Below are 15567 nucleotides of genomic sequence, written 5' to 3' on the forward strand. Positions count from 1 at the left end.
ACATTCACTTGTTACATTATGAAAGAAGAACAAAAGAGCTTATGTTTATCTCCATAAAGATGCCTCTCTCCGGCATAAGCTCTTTCCTGTGAAAAGTACATGCTAAACAAGCATTATAGAATAGAAAAAAGGAGTTTAAAAGATGAAAAAACTATTTAAACGTAAGGTTATGTATATTATTTTAAGCGTAGCTCTTGTCGCTCTCATTGTTTGCGGTGGATGGGTTTATTCAAAAGAACAAGTTGTTGCGAGCGTTGACGGAAGCGATATTACCAAAGACGATGTGTATAACCTTCTGGCAGATCAAAATGGAGCAGCAGCTGTTGATACTCTTATTACCGAGAAGATTATCGATAAAGAAGCTGAAAAGGAAGATATTAAGATTACGGCCAAGCAAGTGAATCAAGAGTTAGATAACTTAAAAGAACAATACGGTGGAGAAGATACATTTAATCAGACACTTGAAGCAAGTGGTGTGTCGTTAAGCTCTCTTAAAGAAGACATTAAAAAGAATAAAGAAATTGAAGAACTTTTACGACCATCTATTAAAATTACAGAGAAGGAAATGAAAGAATACTTTAATGAAAATAAAGATAGTTTTGCACAAGCAGCGCAAGTGAAAGCAAGCCACATTTTAGTTGATGATGAAAAAACAGCTAAGGAAATGAAAGAGAAGTTAGATAAAGGAGAAGATTTTGCAACATTAGCGAAAAAATATTCCACAGACACGGCAACAAGTGAAAGTGGTGGAGAGCTTGGATACTTTGAAGAAGGCACAATGACTGATGAATTTGATAAAAAAGCGTTCTCGATGAAGAAGGGAGAAATTAGTGACCCTGTCAAAACAGACTATGGCTATCATATTATTAAGGTAGAAGATGTTAAAGAAGCCAAACAAGCAAGTTATAAAGACAGCAAAGCACAAGTAAAAGAAGCGATCTTCAACGAGAAACTTCAAACCGAATATTCAACATGGTTAGAGAAGAAGAAAAAAGAATATGATATAACGAACAGTTTTGAATAATAAAAGGCCTCACCTTTTAGCATATGTATGTTAAAAGGTGAGGCCTTTCTTGTTTGAAAATGAATCTTTTGTATTATATGGGAAAAGTTTGAAATAAGTTTTAGCTATATTATCTATATGAAGTAATACATATTAACTATATATGTGTAAGAATCTGTAACAAGCTTGTTTACTTTGATAGAGAAAGGTGTTAGAATTTACTAAAATATCAGAAAATTTTAACATAGACGCTCTTAAACTTTATATAATTGAAGTAAGCTTATCTTTATTTAAACATGCATAGATAAAAAGCACTTAGGGGGCCCATTATGATTACATTTGAGGGAGTTAACAAGCATTACGGAGATTTTCATGTTTTAAAGGATATTAACCTCGAAATTCATAAAGGAGAAGTTGTCGTTGTAATTGGTCCATCTGGCTCTGGAAAAAGTACAATGCTTCGCTGTATTAACAGGCTTGAAACCATCTCAGATGGCAAGCTTCTTGTGAACAGCGCAAGAGTAGATGATAAAAAAATGGATATTAACAAGCTTCGTCGCAACATTGGAATGGTATTTCAGCACTTTCATCTTTATCCACACAAAACAGTGCTCCAAAATATAACACTTGCTCCGATGAAAGTACTAGGGATTTCCCAAGAAGAAGCAAAAGAAACGGCTATGTATTATTTGAACAAAGTTGGTATTCCTGACAAAGCTTCCTCGTATCCATCACAGCTATCAGGAGGACAGCAACAGCGTGTTGCCATTGCAAGGGGACTTGCAATGAAGCCCGAAGTCATGCTTTTTGATGAACCAACCTCTGCTCTTGATCCAGAAATGATTGGAGAGGTATTAGACGTTATGAAAGCTCTTGCGAAAGAAGGAATGACAATGGTTGTTGTAACACACGAGATGGGTTTTGCTCGTGAAGTAGCAGACCGTGTCGTCTTTATGGATGAAGGAAGAATCATTGAAGAGGCTACACCGGCTGAATTTTATGCGAACCCGCGTGAAGAGCGAGCTCGTTTATTTTTAAGCCGTATTTTAAATCATTAATTATTTAGGGGGAGTAGCTGTGTCGATGAAAAGATTACTAAAGATAGGACTTATTTCACTAATAGCTGTTGTTTTACTTGCAGGCTGTGGAAGCGGAGGAAGTAAAGAAACTTCTTCTTCAAGTGATGGGAAAAGTACACTAGAACAAATTAAAGAGAGAGGCAAGCTTGTTGTTGGAGTTAAAACTGACACTCGTTTGTTCGGATTGAAGAACCCGAGCTCAGGAGACATTGAAGGATTTGACATTGATATCGCCAAACAGCTTGCCAAACAAATTCTTGGAGACGAGAATAAAATTGAACTTAAAGAAGTTACATCAAAAACGCGTATTCCAATGCTTCAAAACGGAGAAATTGATGCGATTATTGCAACGATGACAATTACAGATGAGCGCAAGAAACAAGTTTCATTCTCAGATGTTTATTTTGAAGCAGGACAGTCTTTGCTTGTGAAAAAAGGAAGCTCTATTAAAGGAATTGATGATATTAAAGCAGGAACTAAAGTTTTAGCTGTTAAAGGTTCGACCTCAACTCAAAATATTCGCGAAAAGTCTCCGGAAGCAACTGTTTTAGAGTTTGAAAACTATGCAGAGGCATTTACGGCTTTAAAATCAGGGCAAGGGGACACGTTAACAACAGATAATGCTATTCTTTACGGTATGGCAGATCAAGATTCAAACTATACGCTTGTTGGAGAACCATTTACAGATGAGCCATATGGAATTGCGGTGAAAAAAGGTGATGACGAGTTTGTGAAAGAAATCAATAAGGGCCTAGAAAAAATGAAGTCAGATGGAACCTATGATGAAATTTATAAAAAGTGGATTAAAGAAGTTCCATCAAAATAGAAAGCACCATTTTTAAGCAGGATAAGCATTTGCTTGTCCTGCTTCCTTTACTAGAGCAAAGGAGTGAACATCTATGCTTGATTTCTCAATTCTCACCAACAATTGGGATTTATATATGCAAGGATTTAGAAACACAGTTTTAGTAAGCTTAATTGCACTTGTAGCAAGTTTTGTATTAGGTGCTATTATTGCTGTTATGAGGATTGCCCCTATTAAAATATTAAATGCAATTGGGACTATATATGTAGAATTTATTCGTAATATCCCGCTTTTGCTTATTGCCTTTATTTTTTTCGTTGGTCTTCCTTCTATTGGAATTCGCTTAACTGGATTTGTAGCGGGAACAGTTGCACTCTCCATTTACACCTCGGCTTTTATTGCAGAAGCCATTCGAGCAGGGATTATGGCAGTTCCTAAGGGACAAACAGAAGCTGCTCGTTCATCAGGGCTTACCTACTTACAAACTATGTTTCAAATCATATTACCACAAGCAATTAAAATTGTTGTGCCAACGCTTGGTAACCAGTTTATTAACCTTGTAAAAAACTCTTCAATTTTAAGTGTCATAGCAGGACTTGATTTAATGTATTTTGGCGACTTAGTTGCATCTGCAACATTCGTAACGTTTGATGTTTACATTTTCGTTGCTCTGTTTTATCTCGTACTTACAATCCCGCTTAGTTTGGGTGTTGGCTATTTAGAAAAACGGCTTGCACGTAGCAACTAGAAAGGAGTGGAACAATGGACTTTGTTGGAGCTTATTCAATGGATCACTTGCAATTTTTGTTTCAAGGTTTTTTTGTTACACTAAAGGTTGCCTTTATTTCAATTATTCTCAGCTTTGTTATTGGAAGCATTGTTGGAATACTGCGCTATGCTAAAATCCCTGTTGTTTCTCAAGTACTTGCTGTCATTGTTGAAGTTATTCGGAATTTACCGCTATTGTTAATTATTTTCTTTACGTACTTTGCACTCCCTGAAATTGGAATAAGTTTAGGGATTACAGTTTCTGCTATCGCTGCTTTAACCATCTTTGAATCTGCTATGTTATCCGAGATTGTAAGAAGCGGTTTAAAATCAATTGAAAAAGGACAGATTGAGGCTGCTCGTTCGTCAGGTCTTACTTATACTCAAACAATGTTTGGGATCATTCTTCCTCAAGCATTAAAAAGGATGGTTCCTCCAATTGTGAGCCAATTTATTTCCCTGTTAAAAGATACGTCTCTTGCCGTTGTTATTGCATTACCAGAATTGACTCATAGTGCACAAATTATTAACGGACAAAATATTAACTATGTGTTGCCAATCTTCTTATTTATTGCTGTAATGTATTTTGTTGTAAATTATGGTTTATCTCTTGTAGCGAGAAGACTTGAGAGTAAAACAGCATAGTGATAAAGAAAGGAAGGCGTTTAAGACGTGCTTCCTTTTTTATTCAGCAATATAGTACCACTCTTGTCTTTCTTCCCTTATAATGAACATAATGAAGAGAACTTGTAGCATATTCACATACGAGGGAAGAAAGGATTGAACAGAATATATGATGAGTTATATGAGACAAATCCCTGTAAGGGAAAAAAATATTGTATTAATTGGTTTTATGGGTGTTGGAAAAACAACAATTGGTCAACTTGTAGCAAAAAAACTTTACAGAGATTTCATAGATATAGATGTGGAAATTGAGAAAAATGAAAAAATGCTTATCAAAGATATTTTTAGTAAGCATGGAGAGAAAGAATTCCGCCGTATTGAAAGGGAAACAATCTCTGATATTTGTCAGGCTAAGCGCTGCAAAGTTGTCTCCCTAGGAGGGGGAGCTTTTCAACAAGAAGAAGTTCGCAACGTTTGTTTAGAAAACTGCATTGTCCTATTTCTTGATTTGTCATGGGATCGTTGGAAGGAACGGTTGGATCTTATTATTGAAAGCAGACCTGTTTTACACAATCGTACACTTGAAGAAATGCAGGAGCTTTTTAATGCAAGACAAGATGCTTATTCAAAGCATAACTCAAGAGTTCAGACAGATAATCTTGTAGCTGAAGAAGTTGCTGATTATATTGTTGAGACCTTAAAACTCGGTTGGGATCTTTATCAACCTCAAAAAGATTAAGATAAAAGCCTAAAGCAATCAAGCTTTAGGCTTTTTAATTTTGGGTGATAGAATATGACAATTAAATTGAAAATTTAGAAAAATTTACGATAATTTAATATATAGTTCATTTCGTGCAAATATTCTCCATATATCCTTTTAAATAGAACGATCATACTACAAGGTGGAGGAGATAGACAAATGGTACATAGGTGGTTGGGGAAATGTGGTCTTGTAATGCTTATGCTTCTAGGCATATTTATGATGTATCCACTAACAAACGGACAAGCTGAAGGGCCAAAAGATCCGGCTCCCGAAATTGTTCCTAAAAATGCAAATGGGTTGAAAGTTTTATTTGACAATACTCATGCCCAAACAGCAGGAGCAGCAGACTGGGTGATTGATGGAGCTTTTTCAGATTTTGCCAACGGGATTGCTAACAATGGTTATTATGTAAAAGAATTACGAAAAGAGGCGCCTATTACTCTCGATGATTTGTCTCAATATGATGTGTTTGTCATCCCAGAAGCAAATATTCCTTTTAAAACATCTGAACAAGAAGCGATGATTCAATATGTGAAAGAGGGAGGAAGTATCTTTTTTATTTCAGATCATTATAATGCTGATCGAAATAAAAACCGATGGGATTCGTCAGAGGTAATGAACGGTTACCGTAGAGGAGCATATGAAAATCCTGCAAAAGGTATGACAGCAGAGGAAGCTTCTTCAAAAGCGATGGAAGGAGTCGAAAGCTCAGATTGGCTTTCAGATCACTTTGGCATTCGTTTTAGATACAATGCACCAGGAAATATTAATGCAAATAAAGTTGTTTCTTCAAGTGAATCATTTGGTATTACAGAAGGAGTTCAAACAGTTGCAATGCATGCTGGTTCTACACTTGCTATTACAGATCCTTCTAAAGCAAAGGGAATCGTTTACTTGCCTGAGGGCCTGGATGCAGGAGATAAGTGGAATAATTCAGTTGACCAAGGGATTTACTTTGGTGGAGGAGAAGAGGAAGGACCTTATGCAGCTATTTCGAAATTAGGATTAGGAAAAGCAGCATTCATTGGAGACTCTTCTCCTGTTGAAGATATAACTCCTAAGTATAAACGAGAAGAAACAGGTGGAACAAAACGCACGTATGATGGTTTTAAAGAAGCGGACGATACAACACTTTTACTTAACACAATCGATTGGCTTGCAAAAGAGGAGAGTTATACTTCGTTTGAAGAAAAGGGTATTCCCCTTGATGAGCCTTCTCCTATGTTAGAAACAGAAGTGCCAGTGAATTCAAAAGAGCCTCAAGCAGAGCCTTGGTCACAGCCTGCAAAAGGGTATAAGTGGTACGATGCTTCAACATTTGCTTCTGGTTCATATGGCTCATCAGAAAATCCACCTGTTCAGGCTTCTTATGAACTTATTCATCAAGATATATTGCCAAATAATGACGAATTCCAACTTCGTATAAGTGCAAAAGGAGTAGAGCCAAATGCAGAAATAAGTGGTCTGCAGATCGGAATGTACGTTGAAGGAGGAATGCAAGTAGCCCAAGTAAAAAGTGAAAATGGTACATGGCCTTCCTCTTATGGGTACAGCACACCTTTTTCGTTAAAAGCAGGTTCAAACGGTGAAGCAACTATAGATTTAAAAATGAGAGTGAAGGAAGGAATAAAAGGGGACGTTAATCTACGCTTAAGGAAAGACGGAGAAAATGTACTAACTAAGTCTGTAAAAGTTGATGATGTGGCAACCTCTCCCCTTCCCGAAGAAAATACAAAAATAACGACAATTAAACAAGCTAGACAAAGTGAACTTGACCAAATGGTAACAGTTGAAGGGATAGTAACATCTCAACCAGGAATTTTTGGTGGGCAAGGTTTTTATATACAAGATGATACAGGAGGCATCTATGTTTTTCAGCATGAAGCTGATTACAATGTTGGAGATCACCTAAGAATAACGGCTCAAACAGATGTATATAACGGAGAATTTGAATTAGTTAATCCAGCCTCCATTGAGAAAATTGGAAAGACACAAGTTCCAGAATCAAAAGTTGTTACCAGCTTAAATCAGGAAAACCAAGGCGAGAAAGTTCAGCTTAAGGAAGGCAAAATAAGCAACGTTACTTCTAGCCAAGGAGCGTTTGAGTTTGATCTTATCCATGAGAACAATATAACAAAGGTTCGAGTTGATCATAGAACAGAAATAACACAAGATGAATTCCATCTTCTATATAAAGAAGGAGATATAGTTACGATTAACGGAATATCATCTAATTTTAAAGGAACATATCAGCTTAAGCTATTGAGTTTAGATGATCTTGAGAAAGTCATTTCTCAAGATATCACACCGCCAACAATCGAAGACATGAGCGATATGTCTGTATTTGTAACAGGTGAGTTTTTACAAGAAATTCAGGTGAGAGATGATCAAAGTGGAGTAAATGATATTATTGTCACACTCAATGGAAAAGAAAGCAATAACCTTCACTTAGCACCAATGGAGCTACCTCCAGGAAAGTATCCTGTGACAATTCGTGTAACAGATAAAGCAGGAAATGAGACATCTAAAACATATGATCTTCTTGTTAAGCTTGACGTAGATCATCTTGATGAGTTACTAGAAGCCGGAAATGAACGAGGATATCTTAAAAATAAAGGAGCTTTTGTTTCCCTTTCAAAGCAGATTTCAAATATACAAAAGGCAAAGTCCTCTTATCTTCAAGAACAGAAGTTAGAAAAACTGCTTTGTCATATTGAGAAACAAAATGGAAAAAAAGTAGCTGAAGAATTTGTTTCATACTGGAAAATTATAGAGTAAAAAAACCTTAGTATAGCTTCTATACTAAGGTTTTTTTCTGGATATTCGCCCATTCTATTTAGATTATTTCACCATCTCTTCTAAAATACATACGATACAAGTAACAGCTCAGCAAAAAGAGCTGCTCACAAAAAATGATTTTGTAAAAGGAGAGGTTTACTTATGGGTCAAGGATGTAATGATGGTTACGGTGTAGGTTTCGGCGGAGGTTTTGCTTTACTAGTTGTTCTTTTCATTTTGTTAATCATCATCGGCGCATCTTACTGTTAATAAGAATTAAAAGGTGGCTCTCAGGAAGAGTCACCTTTCGATTTTATAAAATAGATGTAATAAATTCTGACGAGTTTACAGAATATTAACCCAATTTAACATATAATTTACAGCGAGATAATATAAAGTAAATATTTAGTTGGTAAAGTTTGTATGTACGACAAAACACTACATATTTTTTAGGGGGCATAATATGTTTAAGAAACTGATAGGAGTTAGTATGTCAGTTGCACTTGCTGCAGGTGTACTAGCTGGTTGTGGAAACAATGAGGAAGCATCAACCTCTTCTGGAACTAACGGAGAAGGCGCAGAGAAAAAAGAGCTAACTGTACAATTTGTTCCATCACAAAACGCTGATACGCTTGAAGCAAAAGCAAAGCCGCTTGAAAAGCTATTAAGTGACGAGCTTGATAGACCTGTGAAAGTTAGTGTTTCTACAGATTACAATACAATTGTAGAAGCAATGGCTTCAAAGAAAGTAGATGTTGGCTTTTTACCACCAACAGCTTATGTTTTAGCAAAAGACCAAGGAGCAGCTGACGTTATTTTGCAAGCTCAGCGCTATGGAGTAAATAATAAAGATGGTTCCCCAACGGACGAGCTTGTTGATTCTTACAAGTCTATGTTCATCGTGAAAAAAGACTCTGGTATTGATAGTTTAGAAGATTTAAAAGGGAAAAAGATTGGCTATCAAAACGTAACATCTTCAGCAGGTTATGTATGGCCAGCAGCCTCTTTAATGGACGTTGGACTTGATCCGTTAAAAGATGTACAACCTGTGACATTGAAAGGTCATGACCAAGCTGTTATTTCTTTATTAAATGGAGATATTGATGCAGCTGTAACATTCCAAGATGCACGTACAATCGTTCAAAAGGATTATGAAGATGTATTTGATCAAACAAAAGTAATTCATTACACAGAGCCGATTCCTAATGATACTGTTGCTGTTCAATCTGATATGGATGAAGACTTAAGAAAAGACATTCAAGAAGCGTTCATTAATATTGGAAAAGATGAAGAAGGTAAGAAAATCATTCGCGATATCTATACACATGAAGGTTATGTGAAGGCTGATGATAGCAAGTTTGAAATTGTACGAGAATATGGAGAAAAAGTAAAAACAGAGTAGTGAACTGAGGATTTTAGAGAGAAAAATCAAGATGGCTGAGCCTTCAGCCATCTTTCTGTTGTCTATACTCACAAGAGCGGGGGATTCCAAATGATTGAATTTAAAAATGTATCTAAAGTTTATCCAAATGGAACAAAAGGATTAAACAATATTAACTTAACGATGCAAAAAGGAGAATTTATCGTCGTTGTAGGACTTTCAGGAGCTGGGAAATCTACCCTTTTACGTTCAGTTAACCGTCTACATGAAGTAAGCGAGGGCGAGATTATTGTGAATGGAAAATCCATTACAAAAGCAAAAGGAAGAAACTTGTATGAAATTCGCCGTGACATTGGAATGATTTTTCAAAACTTTAATCTCGTGAAGCGTTCGTCAGTTCTTCGCAACGTTTTATCTGGTCGTGTTGGTTATCATTCAACATTACGTATGATGTTAGGGATGTTTCCGCAACATGACAAAGAGCTTGCTCTAAAAGCGCTTAATCGTGTAAATATTCTAGAAAAGGCTTATTCAAGAGCAGATGAGCTCTCCGGAGGTCAGCAACAACGTGTCTCGATTGCAAGGGCGCTTGCTCAAGAGGCAAAAATTATTTTAGCTGACGAACCTGTTGCTTCTCTTGACCCTCTTACAACAAAGCAGGTGATGGACGATTTAAAAAGAATTAATGAAGAGCTTGGTATTACGACCGTTGTTAATCTTCATTTTATTGATTTGGCACGTCAATATGCCACAAGAATTATTGGTCTTCGAGCAGGAGAAGTAGTATTTGATGGAAGTGTTGATGAAGCAACAGATGAGAAGTTTGCAGAAATATATGGACGTCCAATTCAAGATGAAGAACTAATGGGTGTTGCAAAATGAAAACTGTTCAAGTTAAACAAAACAAAGCCGTTCACTATAACAAAATGCCTTCAAAGAAAGTGAAACATAGCCTAACTTTTATACTTTTACTTCTATTCATTTATTTGAGTGGAAAGCAAGTTGAGTTTTCATTTTCTAGCTTAGCAACGGGTTTACCTAACATGGGTGATCTTATCGTTCAAATGGTTCCACCAAACTGGGCATACTTTTCAAACATTACAGCTCCTATACTAGACACTTTGCGTATGGCGGTTCTTGGGACAACATTCGGAGCATTGTTAGCTATACCAATTGCCTTATTATCTGCTCGTAATATTTTTCAAACAAAGGTTATTACCATTCCAGCTCGCTTTGTTCTAAATTTAATCCGAACAATTCCAGATCTACTTCTGGCGGCAATCTTTGTAGCTATTTTTGGAATTGGCCCTATTCCAGGCGTATTTGCTCTAACTGGCTTTTCACTTGGTATCATTGCTAAGCTTATCTACGAATCAATTGAATCGATTGATAAAGGACCGCTTGAAGCAATGACAGCTGTTGGAGCTAATAAAGTAAAATGGATTATGTTTGGAGTTATTCCTCAAGTTCTTCCTCAGTATATTTCTTTTGTATTATATACATTTGAAGTTAATGTGAGGGCTGCAGCTGTTTTAGGTCTCGTAGGTGCTGGAGGAATTGGTCTGTTTTATGAGCAGACGCTTGGTTTTTTTGAGTACGACAAAACATCTTCACTTATCGTCTATACTCTTATTGTTGTATTAATTATTGATTATATTAGTACAAAAACAAGGGAGAAGTTAATATGAATAATATATCGTTGCAGCCATCGAAAAGAACAGGGAAAAAGATTCGTAATGGTGCAATTTTAGCCATTGTTATTGCTATTTATGTTTGGGCTTTCGCAGGGATGCCAGCTCTTGAATTTAAAGATACGTCTAAAGAAATTGTTTCAGCTATTTTCTCAGGACTTCTTCATCCAGACTGGGATTATGTGTATTATCCAGATGGAGAAGACTTGCTTCGAGGTCTTTTAGATACGTTGGCAATTGCACTTTTAGGTACTGTTATTGCAGGTTTATTATGTGTACCTTTTTCATTCTGGGCGGCAAAAAATATTGTGAAAAATAAAGGGATTTCTGGAGCAGGAAAGTTTGTGTTAAGTTTTATTCGTGTTTTCCCAGATATTATTATGGCCCTTCTTTTCATTAAAGCTGTTGGCCCTGGATCATTTTCTGGAGTGCTTGCTTTAGGTATCGGCTCTATCGGAATGCTTGGTAAACTTTTTTCAGAAGATATTGAGAGCATTGATTTAGGACCAACAGAGGCGCTTGTTGCAACAGGAGCAAATCCTATAAAAGCAATCTGGTTCGCTGTTATTCCACAAGTATTACCGAGCTATCTGTCATTTCTTTTGTATCGATTTGAAATTAATGTTAGAGCAGCAACTATCCTTGGGGTAATTGGGGCTGGAGGAATTGGAACTCCTCTTATTTTTGCCCTAAGTGTAAGGGATTGGGAACGAGTAGGAATTATTTTGCTAGGTATTATTATTATGGTCGCAATAATTGATTTCTTCTCAGGAAAAATCCGGGAACGCCTCACATAGAGAAAAAACCGTCTTTCAATAAAGGCGGCTTTTTTGTCCTCATTTTATGAAATAGAGAAAATTATTCTATAACATAAAGGGGAATAATGGAATTAAATAGGACAATTTACATAGTTGAAATCTAAAAGTATAGGCACAATTGTAATGAGTGACGAAAAAGAGAGAAAAATGTAGTAGATTATCGTTCTCTGTTTCACTAAAGGTATGTTATAATTTGTTTCGTGCTTTTAATAAAAGTACAAGCTGCGGAACGGATGAAAAATGGAAATAAGGATAGGCTAAAATGATAAGTCGTTTATTATTAGAGAGAAAATGATAAACGAGCTTTTTAAAGAGAAATAAAAATGCTACTTTTTAGGAATGCTTTTATTAAAAGCGTTTTTAAAATTAAGTATATTTCTAATTTATTATTGCATAAAGCATGTAAATGTTCATTTTGGCTCTATGATAAATATTGGAGGGTTTGAAAGTGGCAATGAGAAAGAAAAAAGATAAATTTTCATTACTATTAATGGAAATTGCGAAAAACTTGGATGAAACAGCAGATTTCTTTGTGAGCTTTAAGGTAACAAATCAGTCCACTTTGAAAGAATTTGCGGACAAACTTAAAGAGTTTGAAACAAAAGGAGATAATCACGTACACGTTATTATTCGCGAATTGAATAAAGCATTCATCACACCGATTGAGCGTGAGGACATTCTTCAACTTACAATGAGTATGGATGATGTTTTAGATGGTATTGAAGCATTCTCAGCTTCAATGGAAATTTATTCTATTACTGAAACAGATGAGCATATGGATAAGTTTATTGGCTATATCCGCGAATGTGTTCGCGAAATCTTAGTAACAATTGAGCTTTTATCAAACAATCGTCTTAAAGATATTCAACCACATGCTATTAAGATTAAAGAATACGAGCACAATTGTGATAATTTACTTCGTAAATCTTTGAAGAACTTGTTTGCTCTTGTAAAAGACCCAATCAAAGTTATTCAATATAAAGAAATTTATGAAACACTTGAAGAAATTGCAGATAGCTGCCAAAATGTAGCGAACAATCTAGAAACTATCATCATGAAGAACGCGTAATGAGGGATTAGTATGGATTCTTTATTTGTCTTAACCATTTTAATTGTCATTTTTGCTTTAGCTTTTGATTTTATTAACGGATTTCATGATACAGCAAATGCAATTGCAACATCTGTATCAACGAAAGCTTTAAAACCACGTCATGCAATTATTTTAGCCGCAGTTATGAACTTTGTTGGAGCGATGACGTTTACAGGGGTTGCTAAAACCATCACCAAGGATATTGCAGATCCCTTCAAGCTCGATAATGGACTAGTTGTAATTTTGGCTGCGCTTATTGCAGGGATTGCATGGAACTTGATTACTTGGTATTACGGGATTCCAAGTAGCTCTTCACATGCCATCATTGGGGCGATTGCAGGAGCAGTTATTGCTTCTTCTGGTTTTGGAGCTATTAACTATAATGGATTTATTAAAATTATTGAAGCACTTCTTATTTCACCAATCCTTGCCTTTGTTGTTGGGTTTATTATGTATACTATTATTAAATTGGTTTTTAAAGATAGTAACTTATCCAAAACAAACAAGCAGTTTCGACGTGTGCAAATTTTGACTGCAGCTGTTCAGTCTTATACACACGGAACAAATGATGCCCAAAAGGCGATGGGGATTATTACAATGGCTTTAATTGCAGCGAACTTACAAGAAACAGATGAAGTTCAATTTTGGGTACAGCTCTCTTGTGCAATTGCAATGGGTCTTGGAACATCTATCGGTGGATGGAAAATCATCAAAACTGTAGGCGGGAAAATTATGAAAATCCGTCCTGTAAATGGAGTAGCGGCAGACTTAACAGGAGCAGCTATTATCTTTGGAGCTACATATATTCATCTTCCTGTTAGTACAACACACGTTATCTCTTCTTCTATTTTAGGAGTTGGCTCTGCTCATCGTGTGAAAGGTGTAAAATGGGGAACAGCTCAGCGTATGATTATTACATGGATTATTACGCTTCCGATTTCTGCAGCACTTGGAGCAATTATGTATTTTATTTTAGATTTATTTTTATAAGAGAAAGCGTAGGAGGTATTCCTACGCTTTTTTGTTTGTTAAAATAAGGTTAAAAAAGGGGGGAGAGTTTTGCAAGGACAAATAGTATCTGTTAATGTGGGAAAACCAAAAGAGTTAATTTATAAAGGAAAAAGTATTCAAACAGGTATTGAGAAACAGCCAGTAGATAAACCTCTTCTATTAACTAAAGTAAACTTCGTTGGAGACGGTCAAGCAGATCTTGTGAATCATGGGGGAGAAGATAAAGCAGTATGTGTTTATCCATTTGAACACTATGCTTATTTTAGCAGTGAAATAGGGCTTTCTCTTTCTTATGGAGCCTTTGGAGAAAATCTAACGCTCCTTGGATTGACAGAAGAAAAGGTATGTATAGGTGATGAATTTCAGATTGGGGAAGCTGTTGTACAAGTAAGTCAGCCAAGACAGCCGTGCTTTAAATTAGCTCATCGTCACGACACAAAAGATCTTCCACTTCGCTTTCAGGGGACAGGTTATACAGGGTTTTATTTTCGTGTTCTTTCAGAAGGAGTAGTGTCTAAAGAAGACTCAGTTCAATTTTTAAGACGGCATCAAGACGAAATTACGATTTCATACATAAATGAAGTACAGTATAAGGATAAAAGTAATAAAGAAAAAGTGAAAAAAATTTTAAGTGTGCCATTTCTATCTGAAAGCTATCAAAAGACGTTTATGAAACGGTTACAGTTATTAGAAAAGCAGAACTAGTACAATCTAGTTCTGCTTTTTTAATTGTGAAGGACGTGTAAAGAGTTAACATACTTTTTATAAAAGAAATGATGAAAAATCAAAAAGAAGCTTATTTATAGCCCTTTTGCTTACTTCATTCTTTAATTATTAGCATATAGGACATTTACATAATGAATAAAAAAAGTATAAAGAACATTTATATGTCCTTTATAAATGTTCTTTAAAATAAAACTACAAGAAACATGTTCTAAATGGTTACGGAAAGAAAGAGAGGCGAACAATTCTATGCGTTTCTTAATTACAAGCAGTAGCGGAATATTTTCACCTGCTGTAGGATCCATCGTTGAAGTTCTTAACCATTTTGGCGAAGTTTTCGTTGTTTGCCCTCATAAAGAGAGCTCTTTGGCAGGTTATACGGTTACATTACATAAGCCACTAAAAGTTACAGAGCTAACGGCTTTTGGTGCCGAAATAAAATCATGGGTTGTAAACGGTACTTCAGTGGATTGCGTAAAAATTGGTATTGAGAAGTTGATTAAGAAAAAAGTTGATTTTATTGTCTCAGGTATACATATAGGCTCACCGTCAGGAAGAGATCTTGCTTACTGCGGAGATATAGCAGCAGCAATGGAGGGCACGTTTTTTCAAATTCCGTCTCTTGCTCTTTCAATAGATGGTATAGCAGAAAATGAGGTGAACTTTTCGTCCTTTAAGAAATATTTTAATGAGCTTATAGAAGTATTCCTAGCTCATAAACATCCAAAAGGAGTTTGCTTTCATATTCATTTCCCCACTTTGACAGAGAAAAACTGTCAAGGTGTAAAAGTGGTGGATTTTGATTTTACTTTTAGCCGCTACAAGTACGTTACCATACATGATGATCATCAGGATTTTTATGTACTACAACAAAAGGAGAACGAAAGAAAAGATAAAGAAACTAGAGAGAACAACTTAACAAGAGCGAGTTACATAACTGTTACACCTTTAGAAAACTTAATAAGTCAGCGAAAGCATATTCGTAAATTAGAAAGATGGTTCAAAGACAAATAAATTGTAGAGAAGGAGTTGC

The 15567-nt window shown here is 35.8% G+C and carries 16 protein-coding genes; all 16 read left to right on the plus strand.

Going from position 1 to position 15567, the window contains the following annotated elements; all coding sequences use genetic code 11:
• Positions 1–142 precede the first annotated feature (142 nt).
• Positions 143–1024, plus strand: a complete 882-nt coding sequence (locus tag BM012_RS14915) for a foldase protein PrsA (protein WP_061803342.1) — start codon at positions 143–145, stop codon at positions 1022–1024.
• Positions 1025–1332: 308 nt separating this feature from the next.
• Entirely contained in the window at positions 1333–2061 is a 729-nt protein-coding gene (locus tag BM012_RS14920; protein WP_061803343.1) for an amino acid ABC transporter ATP-binding protein, read from the plus strand.
• A gap of 25 nt (positions 2062–2086) precedes the next feature.
• Positions 2087–2908 (plus strand): transporter substrate-binding domain-containing protein, encoded by an 822-nt coding sequence (locus BM012_RS14925; protein ID WP_061803816.1) that lies wholly within the window; start codon positions 2087–2089, stop codon positions 2906–2908.
• A 73-nt stretch (positions 2909–2981) separates the two neighbouring features.
• Positions 2982–3635: an amino acid ABC transporter permease gene (locus BM012_RS14930; protein WP_061803344.1), complete on the plus strand. Its 654-nt coding sequence runs from the start codon at positions 2982–2984 to the stop codon at positions 3633–3635.
• A gap of 14 nt (positions 3636–3649) precedes the next feature.
• Positions 3650–4300: an amino acid ABC transporter permease gene (locus tag BM012_RS14935; protein WP_061803345.1), complete on the plus strand. Its 651-nt coding sequence runs from the start codon at positions 3650–3652 to the stop codon at positions 4298–4300.
• Between the two features lie 151 nt (positions 4301–4451).
• Positions 4452–5018, plus strand: coding sequence for a shikimate kinase (locus tag BM012_RS14940; RefSeq protein ID WP_061803817.1), 567 nt, complete (start codon positions 4452–4454; stop codon positions 5016–5018).
• Positions 5019–5198: 180 nt separating this feature from the next.
• Positions 5199–7820: a single stranded DNA-binding domain-containing protein gene (locus tag BM012_RS14945; protein ID WP_061803346.1), complete on the plus strand. Its 2622-nt coding sequence runs from the start codon at positions 5199–5201 to the stop codon at positions 7818–7820.
• Between the two features lie 162 nt (positions 7821–7982).
• The gene (locus BM012_RS14950) at positions 7983–8090 is read left to right on the plus strand and encodes a YjcZ family sporulation protein (RefSeq protein ID WP_074842835.1); all 108 of its coding nucleotides are present in this window, start codon (positions 7983–7985) and stop codon (positions 8088–8090) included.
• A gap of 193 nt (positions 8091–8283) precedes the next feature.
• Entirely contained in the window at positions 8284–9222 is a 939-nt protein-coding gene (gene phnD, locus BM012_RS14955; RefSeq protein ID WP_061803347.1) for a phosphate/phosphite/phosphonate ABC transporter substrate-binding protein, read from the plus strand.
• A gap of 90 nt (positions 9223–9312) precedes the next feature.
• Positions 9313–10083 carry a phosphonate ABC transporter ATP-binding protein gene (phnC, locus tag BM012_RS14960; protein WP_061803348.1) on the plus strand — a complete coding sequence of 257 codons (771 nt, stop codon included), beginning with the start codon at positions 9313–9315 and terminating at the stop codon, positions 10081–10083.
• Positions 10080–10889, plus strand: a complete 810-nt coding sequence (gene phnE / locus BM012_RS14965; protein WP_061803349.1) for a phosphonate ABC transporter, permease protein PhnE — start codon at positions 10080–10082, stop codon at positions 10887–10889. The genes phnC and phnE (BM012_RS14965) overlap by 4 nt, the downstream gene beginning before the upstream one ends.
• A complete protein-coding gene (phnE, locus tag BM012_RS14970; RefSeq protein ID WP_061803350.1) occupies positions 10886–11689 on the plus strand; it encodes a phosphonate ABC transporter, permease protein PhnE in 804 nt (267 codons plus the stop codon). The genes phnE (BM012_RS14965) and phnE (BM012_RS14970) overlap by 4 nt, the downstream gene beginning before the upstream one ends.
• Before the next feature lie 475 nt (positions 11690–12164).
• Positions 12165–12779, plus strand: coding sequence for a DUF47 domain-containing protein (locus tag BM012_RS14975; RefSeq protein ID WP_061803818.1), 615 nt, complete (start codon positions 12165–12167; stop codon positions 12777–12779).
• A 12-nt stretch (positions 12780–12791) separates the two neighbouring features.
• Positions 12792–13790, plus strand: a complete 999-nt coding sequence (locus BM012_RS14980) for an inorganic phosphate transporter (protein ID WP_061803351.1) — start codon at positions 12792–12794, stop codon at positions 13788–13790.
• 69 nt (positions 13791–13859) lie between these two features.
• Positions 13860–14516, plus strand: a complete 657-nt coding sequence (locus tag BM012_RS14985; RefSeq protein ID WP_061803352.1) for an MOSC domain-containing protein — start codon at positions 13860–13862, stop codon at positions 14514–14516.
• Between the two features lie 267 nt (positions 14517–14783).
• On the plus strand, positions 14784–15548 hold the full coding sequence (gene surE, locus BM012_RS14990) for a 5'/3'-nucleotidase SurE (protein WP_061803353.1): 765 nt from the start codon (positions 14784–14786) through the stop codon (positions 15546–15548).
• Positions 15549–15567 lie beyond the last annotated feature (19 nt).

It is taken from the genome of Priestia endophytica DSM 13796, assembly GCF_900115845.1.
Lineage (GTDB): Bacteria > Bacillota > Bacilli > Bacillales > Bacillaceae_H > Bacillus_I > Bacillus_I endophytica.